This is a genomic window from Cohnella sp. CFH 77786 (genome assembly GCF_019400745.1).
Lineage (GTDB): Bacteria > Bacillota > Bacilli > Paenibacillales > Paenibacillaceae > Cohnella.
In genome coordinates, this window is sequence record NZ_WJIB01000001.1 from 606,863 (window position 1) to 626,262 (window position 19,400).

Here is a 19,400-nt window from a genome sequence, read left to right on the forward strand (position 1 = left end):
CCTGTTAACTAATACGTAACCGCGCCGAAATGGTTGCAATGATTTTTGCCGTTTTTTCCGCTTCTTGCCTAGTATTGCCCATTCCGAAGCTGAAACGCACGGCGGATTGCAACCTTTCGGGGGGGAGACGCATGGCGGTCAACACGTGCGACGGCTGCAGCGAGCCCGACGTGCATGCGGAACCGCCCGAGGCGGCCACGCCCGCCAAATCGAGGTTCATGAGCATGTTTTCCGACGTAATCCCAGGAAAACTCAGATTGGCGATATGCGGCAGCCGAAGCTCGGCATGCCCGTTGAGGCGGAACGCTTCTTCGCCGAGATCGGTCCGGAGCGCGTTCAGGAACGCGTCCCGAACGTCCTCGACTAGGCGGATACGCGCATCCATATCCCGGAACGCGATTTTCGCCGCTTCCGCGAACGCCGCGATGCCCGGCACGTTCTCGGTGCCCGCGCGACGCGCCCGTTCCTGCGTGCCGCCGAACAGAAGCGGCTGGAAGGGCGTCCCCCGGCGGACGTACAACAGTCCGACCCCCTGGGGCCCGTTGATTTTGTGGGCGGACAGGCTGAGCATATCGATCGGCAGCCGTTTCAAGTCCCACCGCTCATAGCCGAACGCCTGCACGGCGTCCACGTGCATGACGGCGCCCCGTTCGCGGGCGATGTCGCCGATTTCCGCGTAGGGCTGCAGCGTTCCGGTCTCGTTGTTGCCGGCCATGACGCTGACGACGGCCGTCGTCTCGTCGATGGCAGCCGACGCGTCGGCTGCGGAAACGCGTCCCGTCTCGTCCGCCGGCAGCAAGGTCAGGCGAAATCCCCGCTTCTCCAGCTGCAGGCAGGCGTTCAGTACGGCGTGATGCTCGACGGACGTCGTGACGATTCCCGTACGGCCCCTGGCGCGCTGAGCCTCCGCCGCCCCGAAGAGGGCGGCGTTGTCGCTCTCGGTGCCGCTGCCGGTAAAGACGAGCTCGGCGGCCGAACAGCCGAGCAAATCCGCAAGCGCGTCGCGCGCCGCCGTCACCCTGCTTCTCGCCGCCCGTCCGAAGGCGTGGAGGCTCGACGGGTTGCCGAGCCCCGCGCCAGCGGCCTCCGCATAAGCGGCCGCCGCTTCCGGGATCATCGGCGTCGTCGCCGCGTGGTCGAAATAAATGGAGGCCATGCTGTCCCCTCGCTTAGATGTAGAACATATAGCTGTCCGGCGCACCCTCGTCCTTGTAGTTGATCAAGTCGGACAAGGTCGTGGAATCGAGCACTTCCGCGATGCTGTCGCGGATGCGGAGCCACAAATCCCGCTTGGCCGGATCGTCTTCTTCGGTGAAATCCACCGGGCTGATCGGTCCCTCCAGAATGCGGATGACGTCGCCGGAAGTGATGCTTTCCGGTTCTTTGGACAGCACATATCCACCGTATGCTCCCCGCACGCTTTTGACGAGTCCCGCGTTGCGGAGCGGAGCGATCAATTGTTCGAGGTAATGCTCGGAAAGCCCGTTTCTCTCGGCGATGCTCTTCAATGATGTCGGTCCTTCGCCGAATTTGGCCGCCAGTTCCATCATGATCGTTAAGCCGTAGCGGCCTTTGGTCGATATTTTCAAGAGCGAACACCCGCTTTCTTGCCGACGACAGCACATAATGATGAGGAAGCGAAAAGGACAGTATCCCCATTATTAATCTATGGTAACACAACTACTCTCTTTGTGGTCAAAAAAAACTTGACATATTCATGAATCCGCCCATGCGGATGAGAAAGGTCCGCGATTTGTGTTAAAATAGGAGCACTTGCGGACACGTCCGCAAGGAAGGAGGCGTAGGAAATGAACGACAATCGGTTCGAGGATCCTTCCAAAGTCCGCGTCGTCGTCGGCATGTCCGGAGGCGTCGATTCCTCGGTCACGGCGCTGCTGCTCAAAAGGCAGGGCTTCGATGTCATCGGCGTGTTCATGAAAAACTGGGACGACACGGACGAAAACGGCGTTTGCACGGCGGAGGAGGACGCGGAGGACGTCCGCCGGGTATGCGACCAGATCGGGATCCCTTATTATACGGTGAACTTCGAAGAACAATATTACGACAAAGTTTTCGAATATTTTCTGGAGGAGTATCGGCGAGGGCGGACGCCCAATCCCGACGTGATGTGCAACCGGGAAATCAAGTTCGGCGAATTTTTGCAGAAAGCGCTGGCGTTGGGAGCGGACGTCGTCGCCATGGGCCATTACGCGCGCGTCGAGCTGCGCGACGGGGAGTACCGGCTTCTGCGAGGGGCGGACCCGGGCAAAGACCAGACTTATTTCCTGCATCAGCTGGATCAGGCTCAGCTCTCGCGAGCGATGTTTCCGATCGGCCATCTGCAGAAGCCGGAAGTCCGGAGGATCGCCGAAGAGGCGGGTCTCCATACCGCGAAGAAGAAAGACAGCACCGGCGTCTGCTTCATCGGCGAACGGAATTTCAAGGAATTCCTGAGCCACTATTTGCCGGCCAAACCCGGCGACATGGTCGACATCGCCACCGGCGAGGTTAAAGGCCGCCACGACGGACTGATGTACTATACGCTCGGCCAACGGCAAGGGCTCGGCATCGGCGGCTCCGGCACCGGCGAACCGTGGTTCGTGGCGGACAAGGATTTGGAGCGTAATGTGCTGTACGTCGTGCAGGGCGAGGGGCATCACAGCCTGTACTCGGTCGGATTGACCGCGACGGGCGTAAACTGGATCGGCGCCCAGCCTTGCGAGCCGTTCCGCTGTACGGCGAAGTTCCGCTACCGCCAGCCGGACCAAGGCGTAACCGTAACGCCGCTCGGCGGCGGAGAATGCCGCGTCGACTTCGACCAGCCGCAGAAGGCGGTCACCCCGGGCCAAGCCGTCGTATTCTACGACGGGGAAGCGTGCCTCGGCGGCGGCACGATCGACAAGATCCGCAAGCTCGAGCCCTCCGCAGCAGGCGTGTGAGGGGCTCGAACATGCCTTTGGAGGCAGAACTAACATGCTCATGCTCGAGTCATCTGCTCCGGCGTGAAGCAAGTACAAACCAGTACAGAATGGGGCCTGTTTGGGCCCCATTTATTGCGTTCATACGTCCCTTTGTAACCTCAACTCCACCCGTCCGAGGATTAAGTCCGTTTGTATCTCAACTCTGGCTCTCCCATGCGGTTTTGACCGAGTTAAGTCCCTTTCTACCTCAACTCTGGCTCTCCCATGCGGTTTTGACCGAGTTAAGTCCCTTTGTACCTCAACTCTGGCTCTCCCACGCATTTTCAGCCGAATTAAGTCCCTTTGTACCTCAACTTCAGCTCTCCCACACATTTTCAGCCGAATTAAGTCCCTTTGTACCTCAACTTCAGCTCTCCCACGCATTTTCAGCCGAGTTAAGTCCCTTTGTACCTCAACTTCAGCTCTCCCACGCATTTTCAGCCGAATTAAGTCCCTTTGTACCTCAACTCTGGCTCTCCCATGCGGTTTTGACCGAGTTAAGTCCCTTTGTACCTCAACTCTGGCCCTCCCATGCGGTTTTGACCGAGATAAGTCCCTTTGTACCTCAACTCTGGCTCTCCCACGCATTTTCAGCCGAATTAAGTCCCTTTGTACCTCAACTCCAGCCCTCCCACGCATTTTCAGCCGAATTAAGTCCCTTTGTACCTCAACTCCAGCCCTCCCACGCATTTTCAGCCGAATTAAGTCCCTTTGTACCTCAACTTCGGCTCTCCCACTCGATTTCGAGGGAGGCCCCTCTGGCTTATGTGGCGTCTCCATTCCCCAATCCGCTCACAACTTGCGAACGGCTTCCATGGAGAGACGGAATTTGTGGAATCGCTTCGACCCTCCTCCTTCCATGACCAACAAATGTTTATCCACGAGACTGCTCAACGCTTTTCGAACGGGTCTCGGACCCGATTGGAGCCACCTGCAAGCATCGGAGAAGGAGAACGGCCCGGGGTGGACCGCGGCGCTTCGAATGATTTCTCTCTCGTATACGGGAAGTTCCATCCATCCCCCGCCCCCGGGGTCGCCGAATCTCCCCAGCAACTCGAATACGGACCTTTTGCAGGCTTCAGGCTTTTTGTCCAGTTCATCCCAGCTAAACGGCATGTGTTTGAAATCGTATTTCGTAAACGTTCTTTCCCGCATCTTTTCGAAGGAATGTCGTTCGCGCGTGATTTTATCCGCGTGAACCGCATAGCCTTCTGCTTCGAACGCGATTCGCAAGACCCTGTGATATACATCAATATAGATCTTGATGCCGGTCTCGCTAACCACCTCGTATTCCAAGATCAAATCGTCAAAAGAGCCAAACACCTGCCATAGCGCCTCGCACAGCTTCTTCGTACCCGTCAAATCCCGGTCGAGCATCTCCCGGCGCATGCCGGTCGCCTCTTGCTTCTGCAGAGTCAAAAAAGCCTCGAACGCATCATTAAACTTGGTCATCATTCCATCTCCTCCTGAGAAATGAAAAAACGCCGCCGGCCCTCATCGGGCTGGCGGCGTGTGCTTCACGCTGCAAGATATGGTTACTGCGGTTACTGCGGTTACTGCGGTTACTGCGGTTGCTGCGGTTACTGCGGTTACTGCGATTACTGCGATTACTGCGGTTACTGCGGTTACTGCGGTTACTGCGGTTACTGCGGTTACTGCGGTTACTGCGGTTGCTGCCACCTCAAATCAAAGATCGACGTTGTGGTACACCTGCTGCACGTCTTCCAGGTCTTCCAGCGCGTCGATCAGCTTCTCGAACGAGGCAAGCGCCTCTTCGGGAAGCTCGACATCCGTTTGCGGCAGCATCGTGATTTCCGCGACGGTGAATTCCGTTACGCCGGCACGCTTGAACGCTTCCTGAACGGCATGGAACTGCTCGGGAGCGGCATAAACGATGACGGAGTCCTCTTCCTCCACGATGTCGCGCGCGTCGACGTCGGCTTCGAGCATGAACTCGAGCACCTCTTCCGCCGACTTTCCCGCTACCCCGATGACGGCCGTCTCGTCGAACATATACGCGACGGAGCCGTTCACTCCCATGTTCCCGCCGTTCTTGTTGAAAGCCGAGCGTACGTTCGCCGCCGTACGGTTCACGTTGTTCGTCAGCGCGTCCACGATCACCATCGATCCGCTCGGGCCGAAGCCTTCATAGCGAAGCTCCACGTAGTTCTCGTCGGAAGAGCCTTTCGCCTTCTCGAGCGCCCGGTCGATGATCGTTCTGGGCACGTTGTACGTTTTCGCCCGTTCCAGCACGACCTTCAAGGCCCGGTTCGCTTCCGGATCCGGTTCGCCCTTTCTGGCCGCTACGTAAATTTCGATGCCGAATTTGGCGTATACTCGGCTCGTATTCGCGTCTTTCGACGCTTTTTTGGCTTTAATGTTGTTCCATTTGCGTCCCATGGTTTCAATCTCGCTTTCTATGCTAGGCTTTACGGACAATCCTTATTTATTTTAACAGAAGATTTCAAAAAGAAAACAATACAAAGCCGAAAACCCCCGGCGTTCAGCCGGGGGTTTCGTGCTCTGTTCGTGATATGAATCAGTCTAGGCTTCCGCTAGACTTACAGTTTCACCACGTTGGATGCTTGAGGACCACGGTTGCCTTGCGTGATTTCGAATTCAACCGCTTGGCCTTCTTCCAAAGTTTTGAAGCCTTCGCCTTGGATGGCAGAGAAGTGAACGAATACGTCGTTGCCGTTCTCTACGGAGATGAAGCCGTAGCCTTTCTCTGCGTTAAACCACTTAACTGTTCCTCTCAAATGAAAAACCTCCTAAAATCTCGCCGTCATCGGCGAATGAGGTAATTATAACCGAATCCGCCTGAAGTTGCAATATCCCGGAAAACGATTGTTTTCCGCGCCCCGCTTGGGGTTCAGCCGATTTTGACGAGACGAAGAACCTCGCTTCGGACCGGCGTGAACGGGAGCCGGGTCGGCACCGTACCGACGTCCGCCAGACGTTCCAAGGACGACAACAAGGCGGGCAGGTACGGACTGGACTCCCACCGCAAGGAAACGAGCGGATATACGCGCACTTCCCCGCCCGGCCGTACCACGCGGAGCAGCTCGGCCAGCGCCTCCCGGTGAAACGTTTCGCCGAACGCGTCCGCGTACAGGAACAGAAAGTGGCTGCATAGCGCCAAGCGGAACGTCCCGTCCGCGAAAGGCAGCCGCGGAAGCGACGCCGCGACGTACCTGGGCCGCGCGTCCTCGCGAACGTAATCGGCAGCGAACAAGGCGAAGGAGTTTTCCCTCATTTCGCGATGCCGCTGGGGAGAACCGTAATAACCCCAATCGAAGGAAGCGGCTGCCGCGGCGATTTTAGCCGACGAAACTTCGATTTCCGTCCGTGCGTCCGCCAGCACGTCTTCCGTCCGTCGGCCATAGAACGGGTCCGCCGCCACGGCGGGGATCCCCATCCCGCGAAGCTGCGCCGTGAACGACGATGCGCCTCCCGCAACGTCCAGAACGGGACCATCATTTAGATCCTCTTCCTCCAGACCGAACATGTCCATGTATTCCCGGTACGACCTGCACGTGTTGGCTACGCCCGTCTGAGGATAAGCCTCCGGCTTGCCGGCATTCTCTCCAGACAGCTCTGCCTCCATCCTCCCCGTTTCCGTCCGTTCGGTGTACCTCCGCTCCGTATCCGTCCGCTCCGTATGCGTCCGTTCGGTGTACCTCCGCTCCGTTCCCGTCCGTCCCGCGTCCGTCCGCTCCATGTGCGTCCCGTCCGCATCCGTCCGGTCCGTTTCCGTCCGTCCGTTTCTCCGCTCACCGCTACTAGTCTGACCGTTTTTCACCGTTTCACTCATCTCGTCTCGGCTCTTCTCCTCTCGGCTCTCGCTCGTCTCCACTCGTCTCTTCTGAAATGCCCACCCTTTCGGATTTCACCCATCATCCCATGGTTTCCCCGCCCCCGTCAATGTCCTCGCCCTCCGTCGACCGCCTGGACGTTGATTTCTGCGCCCATCTCTTCTATGATGAGAAAAACGGCAAACGTTGCCAAACCCAGGAGCGTCCCCATGTTCGAAAAACATACGGTATACAAGCTCGACAACTACAACATGCTGACCGTGGAAGTACAAGGCAAAACGCTGGTCGTGCGGGAAATCTCGGACCAATGGGGCGAGGACACCCACAAATTCCTGAGCCGTCCCGAGATGATGGATTGGGCGCAGAAACGGTTTCGGCCGGAGGATTTCCCGGGGGGAGAAGAAGAGTACCGGAAAGTGATGGACACGCTGCGGGCGATATAAGCCCCCGCCGGGACAGGAGGATACGGAACGTTGGCCAACAGCTCAACGCTTATTTTCATTATTTCCGCTTTCGCGCTTGGCGTCATCTTGATTCTCAGCCGCGATAAAATTCCCGCCAGGCTAAGGCGCGGGATGGCGATCGCCTCGATTCTGCTTATCCTGTTCGCGTTTTTCCTCATCGTTTACAGCTTATTTACGGCGGGGACTTAGCCTCCCGGTGTCGTCCCCGTCTTAAAGCGATTCCGCAGGGACATACTAATCCGGCATCCATTTCCATCCAGCCGGAGGCCGCAACATGAAGCCGAGAGCCCTGCCGATCGCCGCCGCCCTGGCGGCTTTGTCTTTATTGTGCATGACCCTAATCCCAAGGAGGGAACCCGCCCTGATGAACCACGTACCCAAAAGAAGCGAAGTCTCCAAAGAAAACGCATGGCGCCTGGAAGATCTGTTTCCGAACCAGGAAGCGTGGAACGACGAATACGCGAAGGTCAAGAAGCTGACCTCCGAGATCGCGGATTTCCAAGGAAAGCTGAAGGACGGGGATTCCATCTCCCGCTGCTTCGCGCTGGAGGACGAAATTTCCCTCCACACGGAACGCCTGTACGTCTACGCGAACATGCATCACCACGAGGATACGGCCGAACCGACATATCAAGCATTGTCGGACAAATCGAAGAAGCTCAGCGTCGAGGTCGGAGAGGCGCTGTCCTTCATAACTCCGGAAATCCTCAGCCTGCCTGTGGACGCGCTGCGCAGCCTGATCGCCGATCCGGCCTTGGCGAAGTACAAGCGGACGCTCGAGGAAATGCTCCGGCAGAAGCCGCACGTGTTGTCGAAGAGCGAAGAAGCGCTGCTCGCCCAAGTCGGCAACGTGTCGCAGGCACCCGGTACGATTTTCGGCATGATGAACAACGCGGACATGAAATTTCCGAAAGTCGTAAACGACAAAGGCGAGGAAGTCGAGCTTACCCACGGCAGCTACATCCAGTTCCTCGAAAGCCGCAACCAAGACGTCCGCCGCAATGCGTTCAAAGCGATGTACGACACGTACGCGAAGTGGAAGAACACGCTCGCGTCGACGCTGAACGCCAACGTGACGAAGAACATTTTTTACGCCAAAGCCCGCAAATACCCGTCCGCGCTGGAAATGTCCCTGTTCGGCGACAACATTCCGAAGGCGGTCTACGACAATCTGATCGCCGCGATCCACGAAAACCTGCCGCTCATGCACCGCTACATGGCGCTCCGCAAGAAGCTGCTGAAGCTGGATGAGCTGCATATGTACGATCTGTTCACGCCGCTCGTCGAAGAATTCGATATGGACATCACTTACGACGAGGCGAAGAAAACGGTATACGACAGCCTGTCCCCTCTCGGCGAGGAATACCGCAAAGCGCTTCAAGAAGGCTTCGAGAACCGTTGGATCGATGTGTACGAGAACGAAGGCAAGCGCAGCGGCGCCTACAGCTGGGGTGCGTACGGCACCCATCCTTACGTGCTGCTGAACCATAAAGACAATCTGAACAGCATGTTTACGCTAACCCATGAGATGGGCCACGCCCTGCATTCCTATTTCTCGGACGCGAGCAACGAATACCGGGACGCCCAGTACACGATTTTCCTCGCGGAGGTCGCCTCTACTCTGAACGAGGCGCTGCTCATGCACTACCTGCTGGAAAAATCGACCGATCCGAAGGAAAAAATGTACCTGCTCACCTACTATGCCGACCAATTCCGCACGACGGTGTTCCGCCAAACGATGTTCGCGGAATTCGAGAAGATCATCCACGAGAAGGCGGAGCAGGGCGAAGCCCTCACCCCGCAGGAGCTGTCGAAGATCTACTACGACCTGAACCTCAAGTATTACGGGGACGACATGGTGGTCGACAGGGACATCGAGATGGAGTGGGCGCGGATCCCCCATTTTTACAACAGCTTCTACGTCTACAAGTACGCGACCGGCTTCTCCGCGGCCACCAGCTTCGCCAAGCAGATCACGGAAGAAGGCAAGCCGGCGGTCGACCGTTATCTCGGCTTCCTGAGAAGCGGCGGCAACGACTATTCCATCAACATCCTGAAAAAAGCCGGTGTCGACATGTCCTCGCCCGAGCCGATCCGGCAGGCGATGAGCGTGTTCGAAGGACTGATCGAGGAAATGGAAAAGCTGACGGCGGCGAAATAACCGGCGGCGGCAGACGCGGGAAGGCTTGGAAGATCCGATCCTCCGGGACGGGGCTTTCAAGCCTTCTTCGCTTTACGCCAAGTCCGTGATCGCCCTCCATGCCTCAAGCTTGTCCCGGAATCCCCGAAACCGCGCCGTCGGCACGGGGCTCGTGGACGGCATCTTGACGACGATGCGGCTCGCGATTTCCGGAGCCGCTCCGTGATGCTTCGTCAATTCGGCGTACGATTTGTTTCCGTTGCAGACCACGGCGCGAACCTGCGGATACCGGCGCAGCAGACCCGGAATGTCGTTCGGCACCACGTCCTTGATGCCGGCGTCCAGACTCCCTTCCCGCTCGCAGGCGGCGATCGAATCCCACAGCGCGATCCCGTGGTCCAACGCGAACGCCAGGCGCCGCTCATAGTCCGGATCGGGCTCGCGTCCCGCGAACAGCGCGTACAGGATCGGCCAAAAATGGTTGCGCGGATGGCCGTAATATTGGTGGGCCCGGAGCGAAGCAACCCCGGGCATGCTTCCCAAGATGAGCAGCTTCGACCGCTCGTCGATGACGGGCGGAAACGAAAACACGATCATGGCTGGCTCCTCCGTTTCAGATACGCTACAATACCAAAATAACCTACCATTTTCAAAATAGAAACGGGATGTTCCTTTGAAAAAGCGCTCATCCGTCTCCAGGCGGTCCCCCCAGCAGGTGCTCGTCTTGGGATTCGCCCTGCTTATCGCGGCCGGCACTGTGCTGCTGTCGCTGCCCTTTGCCTATGAAGAAGGCCGATCGCTCAGCTTCCAGGACACGCTGTTCACCGCCACCTCGGCCGCCAGCGTGACCGGGCTCGTCGTCGCTGATACCGGCCAGACGTTTTCTTATTTCGGCGAAATCGTTCTGCTGGCGCTGATTCAGGCCGGAGGAATCGGCTTCATGACGATGACGACCCTGTTCGCCCTCATGATCGGCAAGAAAATTTCGTTCCGTGACCGGCTCGTGCTGAAGGAATCGATGAATCAGCTCAGCACGGAGGGAATCGTGCGCCTGATCCGCAAGGTCATCCTCTACTCGCTGGTGATCGAAGCGGTCGGAACGGTGCTGTTCGCCGTCCATTGGATGGCGGACATGCCGGTCGGCCAGGCGCTGTACCATGGCCTCTTCCACGCCGTCTCGATATTCAACAACTCCGGCTTCGACCTGATCGGAGGCTTGACTCCCTACGTCTCAGACGTCTACTTCAACGCGGTGTCGTTCGCGCTCATTTTCCTCGGCAGCGTAGGCTTTATCGTGCTCGCGGATCTGATCGACTATCCGAAAACCCGGATCATTTCGCTGCACAGCAAGGTGGTCCTCCTATTCTCCGGGACGTTGATCGTCGCCGGCGCCGTCGTCATCTTTCTGTTCGAATTCACCAACCCGCTCTCGACGGGGCATTTGAACACGGCGGAGAAGGCGCTGGCGTCTCTGTTCCAATCGACGAGCCTCCGCTCCTCCGGGACCAGCACGCTGGACATCGAATCGCTGCGGCAAGCGACGCATTTTTTCATGGTGATCATGATGTTCATCGGCGCTTCCCCGGGGTCGACGGGCGGCGGCATCAAGGTGACTACCTTCGCGATCATGCTGGCCGCCTTCGTCACGATGGTCCGCGGGAAGCAGGACGTCGACCTGTTCCGCAGACGGATATCTCAGTCGCTCGTCTACAAGGCGATCACCGTCATGTTCGTCGCCCTGTTCATCGTCGTCAGCGCCACGATCGTCCTTTCTTTCACGGAAAACCAGCCGTTCCTGACGGTGCTGTACGAGACGACCTCCGCATTCGGCACGGTCGGCTTCAGCGCGGGACTGACGCAGGAGCTGACCGGCTTCGGAAAAACGGTCATCATGCTGCTTATGTTCGCCGGACGGCTCGGTCCGTTCACGATTGCCCTGGCGCTTCAGTCCAAAGCCAAGAAAGAGCATTACCGCTACCCGGAAGGGAAAATCATTCTGGGATAAGCAAAACGTCCATCCGTCCTTTTCGGACGGATGGACGTTTTATCGAAGGTGATTCGGAAAAGTATGGCGGATATTTATACTTTCTGAACACTGAAAAAGCGCCTGTCCCCGCATGCGGGGGACGGGCGCTTCGCATTTCGGAAGCAGCGGAAGTCAGCCTTTGACGCTGCCCGCGGTTAAGCCTTCGATGATTTTCTGCTGCAGGAAAGCATACAGGACGAGCACGGGCAACACGGAAAACACGATGCCCGTGCAAATGAGCGGGTAGTTCGTCTGGTAGGCGTCGCGGAAGCCGACCATGCCTGTCGGAAGCGTTTTGAGCCTGTCCGTGCTGATGAAGAAGTTCGACAGCAGGTATTCGTTCCAGTTACCCAGATAGTTGATGATGAACACCGTGACCAGGGCCGGCAGCGTCAGGGGCAGAATGATGCGGAAGAACAAGCCCGGAGAGCTTAATCCGTCCACGATCGCCGCCTCCTCCAGCTCCGCGGGAACCGAACGCATGAACGCCGAGATCAGCAGCACGCTGAACGGGATCGCGCCGGCCGTGTAAGGCAGCAGCAATGCCCAGGGGGAATCCAGCAGATGCAGGTCTTTGATCAAAATATACTGCGATATGAACAGCACATTGCCCGGGATGAGCATGCCGATCAAGACGAACTGATAGATCCATTTGCTTGTGCGCGCGAATTTCATCCGCGTCAAGGCGAACGCCGTGGCAGCCGCGAGCAGAACGCCCGCCACGGAAGCCGACAGGGAAATGTACAGGCTGTTGAAGAAATACACGTTGATTTTCGCCTGTTTCCAGGCTTTCACGTAGTTGTCGAAGAACAGCTCCTTCGGAAACCCGAGCGGATGGGCCGCGACTTCGGCGTTGGACTCCTTCAGGGAGGAGAACACGACGATGACGAAAGGGATCAAAATAACCGCTACGTACGCAAGCAGGATGACGTGGGGGACGGTTTTGCGGATCGCGGCCGGCATCAGTAATCGATCCTTTCGATTTTTCTGGCGAACGTGATTTGGTAAAGGGCCGTAAGAAGGAGCGCAATCGCGAAAATGAGAATCGACAATGCCATCGCGTATCCATATTCGCCGTACCGGGTACCCTGATTGACCATATAGGAGGCCATCACTTCGGTAGCGCCCGCCGGACCGCCGTTCGTCATGACGAGCACGATGTCGACGACCCGCATGGCTCCCGCAATGGACAGCATGATCACGACGGAAATGATCGGCATGATGAGGGGGACGGTAATGCGGGCCGCGCGCTGGAAGCCCGACGCCCCGTCGATGGCCGCCGCCTCATTGATTTCTTTGGGAAGGGAAATGATCGCGGCCAAGATCAGCACGATGTAGAAGCCCATCCATTGCCAAGCGTTCGTGATCAAGATCGAAACCATCGCCCATTTGGTATCCCCGAGCCACATGATCGGTTCCGCGCCGAACAGCTCGAGCACTTTGTTGAACAAGCCGTCATTCGGATGGTACAAGAACCCCCACAGGATGCCGATGATCGAGGTCGACAGAATGGACGGCATGAACACCGTCGTTTTGTACAAGCCCTGCAGCCGCTTGACGCCGCTGATGAGCAGCGAGAAGAAGAGGATGAGCGGAACCTGGAGAAAGACGGAGAACAGAATGAAATACAGGTTGTTCTTGACCGCCACCCAGAAGTCGGAATCCGCGAACGCCTGCCGGAAATTGGCCAGACCCGTGTAGCGTGCCGGCTCGAGCGCATTCCAATCCGTGAAACCGTAGCCGACCGAAGTCAGCAAGGTATAGATGAAGAACAGGAAATACAGCGCCAAACTCGGCAGCACGAACGCCCAGTAAACCGCGGGATTTTTCATTGTGTTTTTCATGGCTTCCCCACCCGTCGATAAGAAAGGGCGCCACTTCATGCAGCCGAGCGGCGCCTTTCGAATTCCTTTCGTTTACGATGTTTTACTTCGCGGCGGCCAGTTCGGCTTCCGAGACTTTCTGGATGGCGTCTGTGACCTGCTGCGCGGTGGCTTTGCTCGCGATCAGAAGCTGGATTTGCTTTTCGACTTCCCCGTTGACTTTGGAAACGACCAGGGAGTCGAAGTGCGGGAATACGGTGGTCGCGGCCTTGTTCGCCTCGAGGATTTTGGAAATGACGGGATCGTCGCTCGTCAATTGGTCGGCCGGCACTTTCATGGAAGGCAGCACGCCGTCTTCCTTGAAGCCGCGGATTTGGAACTCATCGGTGTACATGTTTTTGATGAACGCTTTGATCGCCTTCAGCTCGTTCCCGTTCACGTCGGCGGAGAAGCCGTAGCCGTTGTTTTGGTTGTAGTTCACGGCCGTCTGGTCTCCTTTGCCGCCGGTCACAGACGGGAACGCGATGTAGCCCACTTTGCCGGCCAGCGCTTTGCCGATCGCGTCTCCATCGGCTTTGAAGGAGGAAGCGCGCCATGTGCCGTCGAACAGCATGCCCGCTTTGCCGGTGATGAATTGATCCGTTTGGCCGGCGTAATCGATGCCCAGCTCGCCCTTGGTGAAGTAGCCTTTTTTGACCCATTCTTCGTACTTGGCGAAGGCGGCGACCACTTCTGGCTCATTCCATTTGCGCGTTCCGTTGCCAAGACCCGCTTGGATGTCCGGACCTGCGTAACGGGCCATCATCGTATTGACCATCATGAGCGGAACCCAAGCGGCCGAAGAGCCCATCGCGAACGGCGTGATGCCGTTTTTCTTCAGCGTTTCCGCAGCGGCTTCCAGCTCCTCCAACGTTTTCGGAGGGTTGATGCCGTATTGGGTAAAAATCTCGGTGTTGTAGAACAGCCCTTCGGAGCTGGCGCCGATCGGCAGGCCGTACACTTTGCCGTCTATGACGAACGTGGAGAAGTCCGTGAACTTATCCTTGATGCCGAGTTCGTCCAGAATCGGGGTCAAATCGAGCAGTTTGCCGGCTTTGGCGTATTTCTGGCCGTCCCCGGGGCCGCCGAACAGGTCGAATATTTTCGGAGGATTGCCGGCCGCCATCTCCGCGGGAAGCTTCGTCCAGCGGTTGACGGAATCCTCCACTGCGTCGTATTCGAAATTGGCGCCGGGAACTTCGGCTTCCGCGCGCTTGACGACTTCGTCCAGGATCGCTTTGCGGAATTGCTGGGCTTGGCCGACTTGGATGTGTCGCAGGGAAATGTCGAATTTCTCCGCCTTCGCCGGTTCGGATTCGCTGGGCGAGGGGCTGGCGCTGAAGCTGGGTGCCGGCGCGGAGGACGACGGACTGGATGCCGATTTGTCGGTGCCGCCGCAGGCGGCCAGAATGGTCGAGAACAAGAGCATTGCCGAGATGACCAGAATCAATTTTCTTTTCACGCGGATGACCCTCCCAGGGGTATAGTGTTTGATTCCTGCCTACGCCTTTATTGTAAAAGGAAACTTTGACGAAGTAAGGGAGTCATTCCCCTAAAGAGGGATAGAATTCTCTTGACGATTTTCCCCCGCACCGACTTGAAGGAAAATTGTCCGGGGAGCAGGATTCGACACGATTCGGCGCGAATAGGAAAGAGAACAGGTTAGGAGTGGATCTCGTGTTCAAAGAAGAGCTGTCCCCGGAGCAGCTGCTGAAAATCATTTTCGAATATACCGCGAAAATCGCCAGCGAGACCGAGCTCAAGAGGGTGCTGGTGCTGATGGCGAACATGGGACGCGAAATGATCCTAAGCGACCGCTGTACCGTGTGGCTGATCGACGACGTTCACAGCGAGCTCTACACGACGGTGGCGCACGGGGTGGACGAAATCCGGATACCGTACGGTACGGGTCTCGTCGGGTCCGCCATCACCACGGGCGAATCGATCATCATCAAAGACGCTTATCACGATCCCCGCCACAACGCGGACAACGACAGGAAAACCGGCTATCATACGAAATCGATCATCACCGTTCCTTTCCGGAACAACGACGGCGAAATCATCGGCGCTTACCAAGCCGTCAACAAACTCACCGAAATCGATTATTTCACCGAGAGAGACTTGGAAATGCTGACGCTCGCGGCCTCCTATGCCGGCAAATCGCTGGAATCGGTCATGCTCCATCAGGAGATCGTCGACACGCAGCGGGAGATCATCTCCACGATGGGCGAAATCGGCGAGATCCGCTCCAAGGAAACGGGCAATCACGTCAAACGCGTGGCGGAATACTCTTACGTCCTCGCGCTGGGCCTCGGGATGGATCCCGCGGAGGCGGAGGTGCTTCGCACGGTATCCCCGATGCACGATATCGGGAAAGTCGCGATTCCCGACGCCGTGCTGAATAAACCCGGCAAGCTCACTGATGAGGAATACGACCTGATCAAATCCCATACCCAAATCGGCTACCAGCTGCTCAAAGGTTCCAAGCGGAAGCTGCTCAGCGCGGCGGCGATCGTCGCGGAGCAGCACCATGAGAAATGGGACGGCAACGGATATCCCAACGGCCGCAAAGGCGAAGAAATCCATATCTTCGGCCGGATTACGGCGGTTGCGGACGTCTTCGACGCGCTGAGCGCCGAGCGGGTGTACAAGGCGGCTTGGCCGCTTGAGAGGATCGAGGCGTTGTTCCGCGAGGAACGGGGCAGGCATTTCGACCCCAAAGTGGTGGACGTGTTCTTCCGCGAGCTTCCCAAGCTGCTCGAGATCCGGGACCGGCTGACGGACGTCGAATAACGGGGTAGCAGGATTTCTTCGAAATAAAGGACCTCTTCCTCCGCTTAGCCGCTGGAATTTGAGGTCCTTTCGTTTTCACGATTCGCGATCAAATTACGGGTCCATGCAGACTTTCGCCTGTCCGAGCGTCCGATCCCCGTACCACCATTCCAGTACGTCCCCGTCGGAGAGCGAGCCGACTCCTGCCGGCGTCCCGGTAAACAGGATGTCGCCAGGCCCCAGGCCGAAAGCTTGTCCGACGAAATCGGCCAGCTCGCGGAGTCCGAACACCATATCCTTCGCATTGCCGCGCTGGACCTCCCGCCCATTCAATCTCAAGCCGAAATCTTGACCGGCAAGTGAAGCTTCCCCGGGATATGCCAACCACCGCCCTAGCGGAGCGGAGTTGCGGAAGCCTTTGGCCGACAGCCATGGCAGTCCCTTCGCCTTCAGCTCGTCCTGCAGGCTGCGAAGCGTAAGATCGAGTCCCACCGTCAGATGGGAGAACAATTCGTCCGGCGCCATCCCCGGCCGGTAAGGCTGTCCGATTCGAACGACGAGCTCCGCCTCGTAATGGACCGAGCCTTGGGTACCGGGAACGCGGAGAATCCCTTCCACCGTCTGGACGGCTGCATGGGACGGTTTCATGAACAGCATCGGTGCGGACGGCACGTCATTGCCGAGCTCCGCGGCGTGCAGCCGGTAGTTGCGCCCCACGCAATACACGTTATGAATTTCCACGATGAGCCTCCTCTAACGGGATACGGCCGCCAGCCAGCGGTCCGGATAGTTGGTGCAGATCATGATCGGTTCGGACCGGTCCGCCAGGATCCGCAGATCGCGCGGCTGGTTCACGGTCCAGGCCATGACCGTCACGTCCGCTTCTTCCGCTTGCCGCAGCAAGGCGGAGGTCAAATGATAGTATCCGATGGAAAGGAAAGAACAGCCGAGCGACTGTACGGTACTTATGAGCCCCGCCGGTTGATCTTCGATGATGAGCCCCGTGCGGATGGAATCGGTGATGTCGCGGACCGCCGTCAGAATCTCCGGACGGAACGACGTAATCACGACATCCTGTTCCATATTCCGGGCCGCAATGGCGTCGACGACTCGGCGGGCGGCCAGTCCCGGCGGGGAATCCTCTCCCTTGATCTCCACATTCAATCGGCAGCGCCCCGCGGCAAGAGCAAGAACGTCGTCGAGCGGCGGGATTCCTTCCTCCGAGAATGACGGGGCGAACCAACTCCCGGCGTCGAACCGGGCCAGCTGTGCCGCCGTGTATTCGGAAACCCGCCCTTGGGTTCTGGCCGTTCTTTTCAAGGTAGGGTCATGGATGACGAAGGGAATTTCGTCCCGCGACAGATGAACGTCAAGCTCCATCCATTGCACCGCGGATTCACTCAGGGCCAACCGGAACGCCGCCATCGTATTTTCGGGCGCTTTGCCCGACCATCCCCTGTGCGCAACGCAGGGATGAAGGGCCATACGGTCCAATTCCGTGAGCGGCATAACATCCGTCCTTTCTTTTAACCAGCGTTTGCGGCGGTCCCAAACCCGCTTGATTCCGTATTTAACGTTTCGCCACAATTTGCCCGTTCTCCTCCACTTCCGCCGCCGTCGATACCGCTGACAACCGAGCCAGCAGCGCTTTTCCGGCCTGTTCGTCCATCGGGGCGGGCTGCGCGTTTTGGGCCAGCATCGGATGGAGCGTCAAAGCGCAGGATCCGTCCTTGCCGCATTCGGCGATCAGCACGCCCGTCTCCGCCGATTTCGGCGACTTGGTCGCGGAAAACACGAAATTTCCGAGACTGTAGGCGATCCATTTCCCCTTGTAAGCTTCGAAGCCTTGCAGCACGTGGGGGTGGCTTCCGATGACCAAGTCCGCTCCCGCGTCGATAAATTTGCGCCCGTTGTTCGTCTGTTCGGCGATGGGCTTATCGGTATATTCGTCTCCCCAATGGACCATCACGACAACGATGTCCGCGTTGTTCTTCGCTTCCCGGATCGCGGCGATCGCCCGCGTCGGATTGTACGTTTCCGCGACGCCAGGATGGTTCCTGTCGGCCTTCCAGGAAACATTGGGAACGACGTGGCTGACGCCGATGAACGCGACGGTAATCCCTTGCGCTTCCACATAGGCCGGCGTGAAAGCCTCCTGATCGTCGTTCCCGGAACCCATATGATGGATCTGGTTGTCGTCCAATGCGTCCATCGTGTCCTGAAGGCCGACCCATCCGTAATCCAGCGTATGGTTGTTGGCGAGGCTTAAGACGTCGAATCCGGCTTCCCGTATCGCCGGCAGTGCAAGGGCGGAACCTCGGTACAGATACTGCTTGTTCTTCTCCGGCGTCCCCCGGTCCGTAATGGCCGACTCGAGATTTCCCGCCGCGATGTCGGCGGATTGAAGCAGGCCGCTTACGGCCCGATATGGATAATCGTATCCGTTCTTCTCCAGGAGACGGGCCACGCTGCTTGCGGGGAGAATGTCTCCCACGAACGCCATCGAGATTTGCCCGTTACCGGCCGTTCCCTCTCCGGAGGCCCCTGGGCTCCGGTTAGGTTCGCCGGCGTCGGCAGACGCGGAGGGAGTATCTTTGGAGGCGGGATCCGCGCCGGCGGATGCCGACTCGCTTCCAGTTGACTCCCGGCCGGCGGATAGCGATTCGCTGCCAGCGGGTTCCGCGCCGGCGTCGGAAGATGTTTCTGCGGGGAGGGACAGGGACGATCTTGGTGAAGAGGTTGCCGCAGCATCCCTCGGGGAAGCGGCAGATTTCGAACCGTCCGTTGATCCCGCATCCGAAGGCGCGAACCCGCCGGAGTCGCGTGCGGCGAGAAACCACACGGCGGCGACCGCAGCAATCAGACCTAACATGACGACATTCAGCGTGGCCAAATAACGAAAGCGGCCTCTTCGGCGCGAGCGCTTCTTCTCGTACGTACGGGAGCGGGAATAGGACATGGGGCTGCGTACCTCCAATTATGTCTTCCGGGCCATTATACCATCCGCCCGGGACTGATCATATATGCGGAAAGGCACAAGAGAGGCGGCCCCTTGGCCGCCCCTCTCTTTTCTATTTTCATGGTAAGGATGCAGCTATCCCCTTCGCTCAGGTCCGCAAATCGCTCTTTTTCACGCAGCTGTCCGATTCACTTGGAGCGGAGAAGTTCACCACTCTCGCAGACAGTTATGATATTGTTCCGCTCTTCACTATAGCCACTATCCCCTTCACTCAGGATGATCGCTATTCCTGAGCGAGAGGGATAGTGGTCATAGTAAGCAGGCGCATGGAAAGCCATCTACCGCGGTTATCCCCTTCACTCAGGCGGAAATCGCCATCCCTGAGCGAGAGGGATAGTGGTC

19 protein-coding genes are annotated in these 19,400 nt (G+C 58.0%); 6 read left to right on the forward strand and 13 right to left on the reverse strand.

Features of this window, described 5'->3' with window-relative positions:
- Positions 1–4: 4 nt before the first annotated feature.
- Together GE107_RS02850 and cymR are read right to left on the reverse strand one after the other, a co-directional pair.
- Positions 5–1,156, reverse strand: coding sequence for a cysteine desulfurase family protein (locus GE107_RS02850; protein ID WP_219637937.1), 1,152 nt, complete (start codon positions 1,154–1,156; stop codon positions 5–7).
- A 13-nt stretch (positions 1,157–1,169) separates the two neighbouring features.
- A complete protein-coding gene (gene cymR, locus GE107_RS02855) occupies positions 1,170–1,589 on the reverse strand; it encodes a cysteine metabolism transcriptional regulator CymR (protein ID WP_219637938.1) in 420 nt (139 codons plus the stop codon).
- A gap of 219 nt (positions 1,590–1,808) precedes the next feature.
- Between cymR and mnmA the strand changes: the two genes are divergently transcribed.
- Positions 1,809–2,939, forward strand: a complete 1,131-nt coding sequence (mnmA, locus tag GE107_RS02860) for a tRNA 2-thiouridine(34) synthase MnmA (RefSeq protein ID WP_219637939.1) — start codon at positions 1,809–1,811, stop codon at positions 2,937–2,939.
- Positions 2,940–3,752: 813 nt separating this feature from the next.
- Here mnmA and GE107_RS02865 read toward each other — a convergent pair.
- From GE107_RS02865 to GE107_RS02880, 4 genes are all read right to left on the reverse strand, one after another.
- On the reverse strand, positions 3,753–4,415 hold the full coding sequence (locus GE107_RS02865; protein WP_219637940.1) for a hypothetical protein: 663 nt from the start codon (positions 4,413–4,415) through the stop codon (positions 3,753–3,755).
- A gap of 231 nt (positions 4,416–4,646) precedes the next feature.
- Positions 4,647–5,360: a YebC/PmpR family DNA-binding transcriptional regulator gene (locus GE107_RS02870; RefSeq protein WP_219637941.1), complete on the reverse strand. Its 714-nt coding sequence runs from the start codon at positions 5,358–5,360 to the stop codon at positions 4,647–4,649.
- Between the two features lie 161 nt (positions 5,361–5,521).
- Positions 5,522–5,719 carry a cold shock domain-containing protein gene (locus GE107_RS02875; protein WP_027091239.1) on the reverse strand — a complete coding sequence of 66 codons (198 nt, stop codon included), beginning with the start codon at positions 5,717–5,719 and terminating at the stop codon, positions 5,522–5,524.
- Between the two features lie 113 nt (positions 5,720–5,832).
- Positions 5,833–6,774 (reverse strand): methyltransferase domain-containing protein, encoded by a 942-nt coding sequence (locus GE107_RS02880; RefSeq protein ID WP_255570103.1) that lies wholly within the window; start codon positions 6,772–6,774, stop codon positions 5,833–5,835.
- Between the two features lie 210 nt (positions 6,775–6,984).
- On the opposite strand from GE107_RS02880, the gene GE107_RS02885 reads away from it, so the two are divergent.
- The 3 genes from GE107_RS02885 (at position 6,985) to pepF (ending at position 9,400) form a co-directional block, all read left to right on the forward strand.
- Entirely contained in the window at positions 6,985–7,218 is a 234-nt protein-coding gene (locus GE107_RS02885; protein WP_219637942.1) for a hypothetical protein, read from the forward strand.
- A gap of 30 nt (positions 7,219–7,248) precedes the next feature.
- Complete coding sequence (locus GE107_RS02890) at positions 7,249–7,428, forward strand: hypothetical protein (RefSeq protein ID WP_219637943.1); 180 nt, start codon at positions 7,249–7,251, stop codon at positions 7,426–7,428.
- A gap of 175 nt (positions 7,429–7,603) precedes the next feature.
- Entirely contained in the window at positions 7,604–9,400 is a 1,797-nt protein-coding gene (pepF, locus tag GE107_RS02895) for an oligoendopeptidase F (protein ID WP_219638028.1), read from the forward strand.
- A 72-nt stretch (positions 9,401–9,472) separates the two neighbouring features.
- Here pepF and GE107_RS02900 read toward each other — a convergent pair whose 3' ends face one another.
- A complete protein-coding gene (locus GE107_RS02900) occupies positions 9,473–9,976 on the reverse strand; it encodes a DNA-deoxyinosine glycosylase (RefSeq protein ID WP_219637944.1) in 504 nt (167 codons plus the stop codon).
- A 76-nt stretch (positions 9,977–10,052) separates the two neighbouring features.
- Here GE107_RS02900 and GE107_RS02905 point away from each other — a divergent pair, with 76 nt between their 5' ends.
- Positions 10,053–11,384 (forward strand): TrkH family potassium uptake protein, encoded by a 1,332-nt coding sequence (locus GE107_RS02905; protein WP_219637945.1) that lies wholly within the window; start codon positions 10,053–10,055, stop codon positions 11,382–11,384.
- Between the two features lie 153 nt (positions 11,385–11,537).
- Here GE107_RS02905 and GE107_RS02910 read toward each other — a convergent pair whose 3' ends face one another.
- The 3 genes from GE107_RS02910 to GE107_RS02920 form a co-directional block, all read right to left on the reverse strand.
- Entirely contained in the window at positions 11,538–12,368 is an 831-nt protein-coding gene (locus GE107_RS02910) for a carbohydrate ABC transporter permease (RefSeq protein ID WP_219637946.1), read from the reverse strand.
- Positions 12,368–13,249 carry a carbohydrate ABC transporter permease gene (locus GE107_RS02915; protein ID WP_219637947.1) on the reverse strand — a complete coding sequence of 294 codons (882 nt, stop codon included), beginning with the start codon at positions 13,247–13,249 and terminating at the stop codon, positions 12,368–12,370. The genes GE107_RS02910 and GE107_RS02915 overlap by 1 nt, the downstream gene beginning before the upstream one ends.
- Before the next feature lie 82 nt (positions 13,250–13,331).
- Positions 13,332–14,729: an extracellular solute-binding protein gene (locus tag GE107_RS02920; RefSeq protein WP_219637948.1), complete on the reverse strand. Its 1,398-nt coding sequence runs from the start codon at positions 14,727–14,729 to the stop codon at positions 13,332–13,334.
- A gap of 215 nt (positions 14,730–14,944) precedes the next feature.
- Between GE107_RS02920 and GE107_RS02925 the strand changes: the two genes are divergently transcribed.
- Positions 14,945–16,060 carry an HD domain-containing phosphohydrolase gene (locus tag GE107_RS02925; protein WP_370636220.1) on the forward strand — a complete coding sequence of 372 codons (1,116 nt, stop codon included), beginning with the start codon at positions 14,945–14,947 and terminating at the stop codon, positions 16,058–16,060.
- 93 nt (positions 16,061–16,153) lie between these two features.
- Here the strand turns inward: GE107_RS02925 and GE107_RS02930 are convergent, their stop codons facing one another.
- Genes GE107_RS02930 through GE107_RS02940 form a run of 3 tightly spaced genes read right to left on the reverse strand, consistent with a single transcriptional unit; the run spans position 16,154 to position 18,998 of the window.
- A complete protein-coding gene (locus GE107_RS02930; protein WP_219638029.1) occupies positions 16,154–16,783 on the reverse strand; it encodes a fumarylacetoacetate hydrolase family protein in 630 nt (209 codons plus the stop codon).
- Between the two features lie 9 nt (positions 16,784–16,792).
- Positions 16,793–17,626: a glycerophosphodiester phosphodiesterase gene (locus tag GE107_RS02935; RefSeq protein WP_255570104.1), complete on the reverse strand. Its 834-nt coding sequence runs from the start codon at positions 17,624–17,626 to the stop codon at positions 16,793–16,795.
- Positions 17,610–18,998: a CapA family protein gene (locus GE107_RS02940; protein ID WP_219637950.1), complete on the reverse strand. Its 1,389-nt coding sequence runs from the start codon at positions 18,996–18,998 to the stop codon at positions 17,610–17,612. The genes GE107_RS02935 and GE107_RS02940 overlap by 17 nt, the downstream gene beginning before the upstream one ends.
- Positions 18,999–19,400 lie beyond the last annotated feature (402 nt).

Coding starts and splice junctions, on each gene's coding strand:
- GE107_RS02865 (WP_219637940.1), bottom strand. CDS start 4,415: ATGATGACCAAGTTTAATGATGCGTTCGAGGCTTTTTTGACTCTGCAG.
- GE107_RS02885 (WP_219637942.1), top strand. CDS start 6,985: ATGTTCGAAAAACATACGGTATACAAGCTCGACAACTACAACATGCTG.
- GE107_RS02880 (WP_255570103.1), bottom strand. CDS start 6,774: ATGAGTGAAACGGTGAAAAACGGTCAGACTAGTAGCGGTGAGCGGAGA.
- GE107_RS02870 (WP_219637941.1), bottom strand. CDS start 5,360: ATGGGACGCAAATGGAACAACATTAAAGCCAAAAAAGCGTCGAAAGAC.
- GE107_RS02850 (WP_219637937.1), bottom strand. CDS start 1,156: ATGGCCTCCATTTATTTCGACCACGCGGCGACGACGCCGATGATCCCG.
- GE107_RS02915 (WP_219637947.1), bottom strand. CDS start 13,249: ATGAAAAACACAATGAAAAATCCCGCGGTTTACTGGGCGTTCGTGCTG.
- GE107_RS02910 (WP_219637946.1), bottom strand. CDS start 12,368: ATGCCGGCCGCGATCCGCAAAACCGTCCCCCACGTCATCCTGCTTGCG.
- pepF (WP_219638028.1), top strand. CDS start 7,604: ATGAACCACGTACCCAAAAGAAGCGAAGTCTCCAAAGAAAACGCATGG.
- mnmA (WP_219637939.1), top strand. CDS start 1,809: ATGAACGACAATCGGTTCGAGGATCCTTCCAAAGTCCGCGTCGTCGTC.
- GE107_RS02900 (WP_219637944.1), bottom strand. CDS start 9,976: ATGATCGTGTTTTCGTTTCCGCCCGTCATCGACGAGCGGTCGAAGCTG.
- GE107_RS02940 (WP_219637950.1), bottom strand. CDS start 18,998: ATGTCCTATTCCCGCTCCCGTACGTACGAGAAGAAGCGCTCGCGCCGA.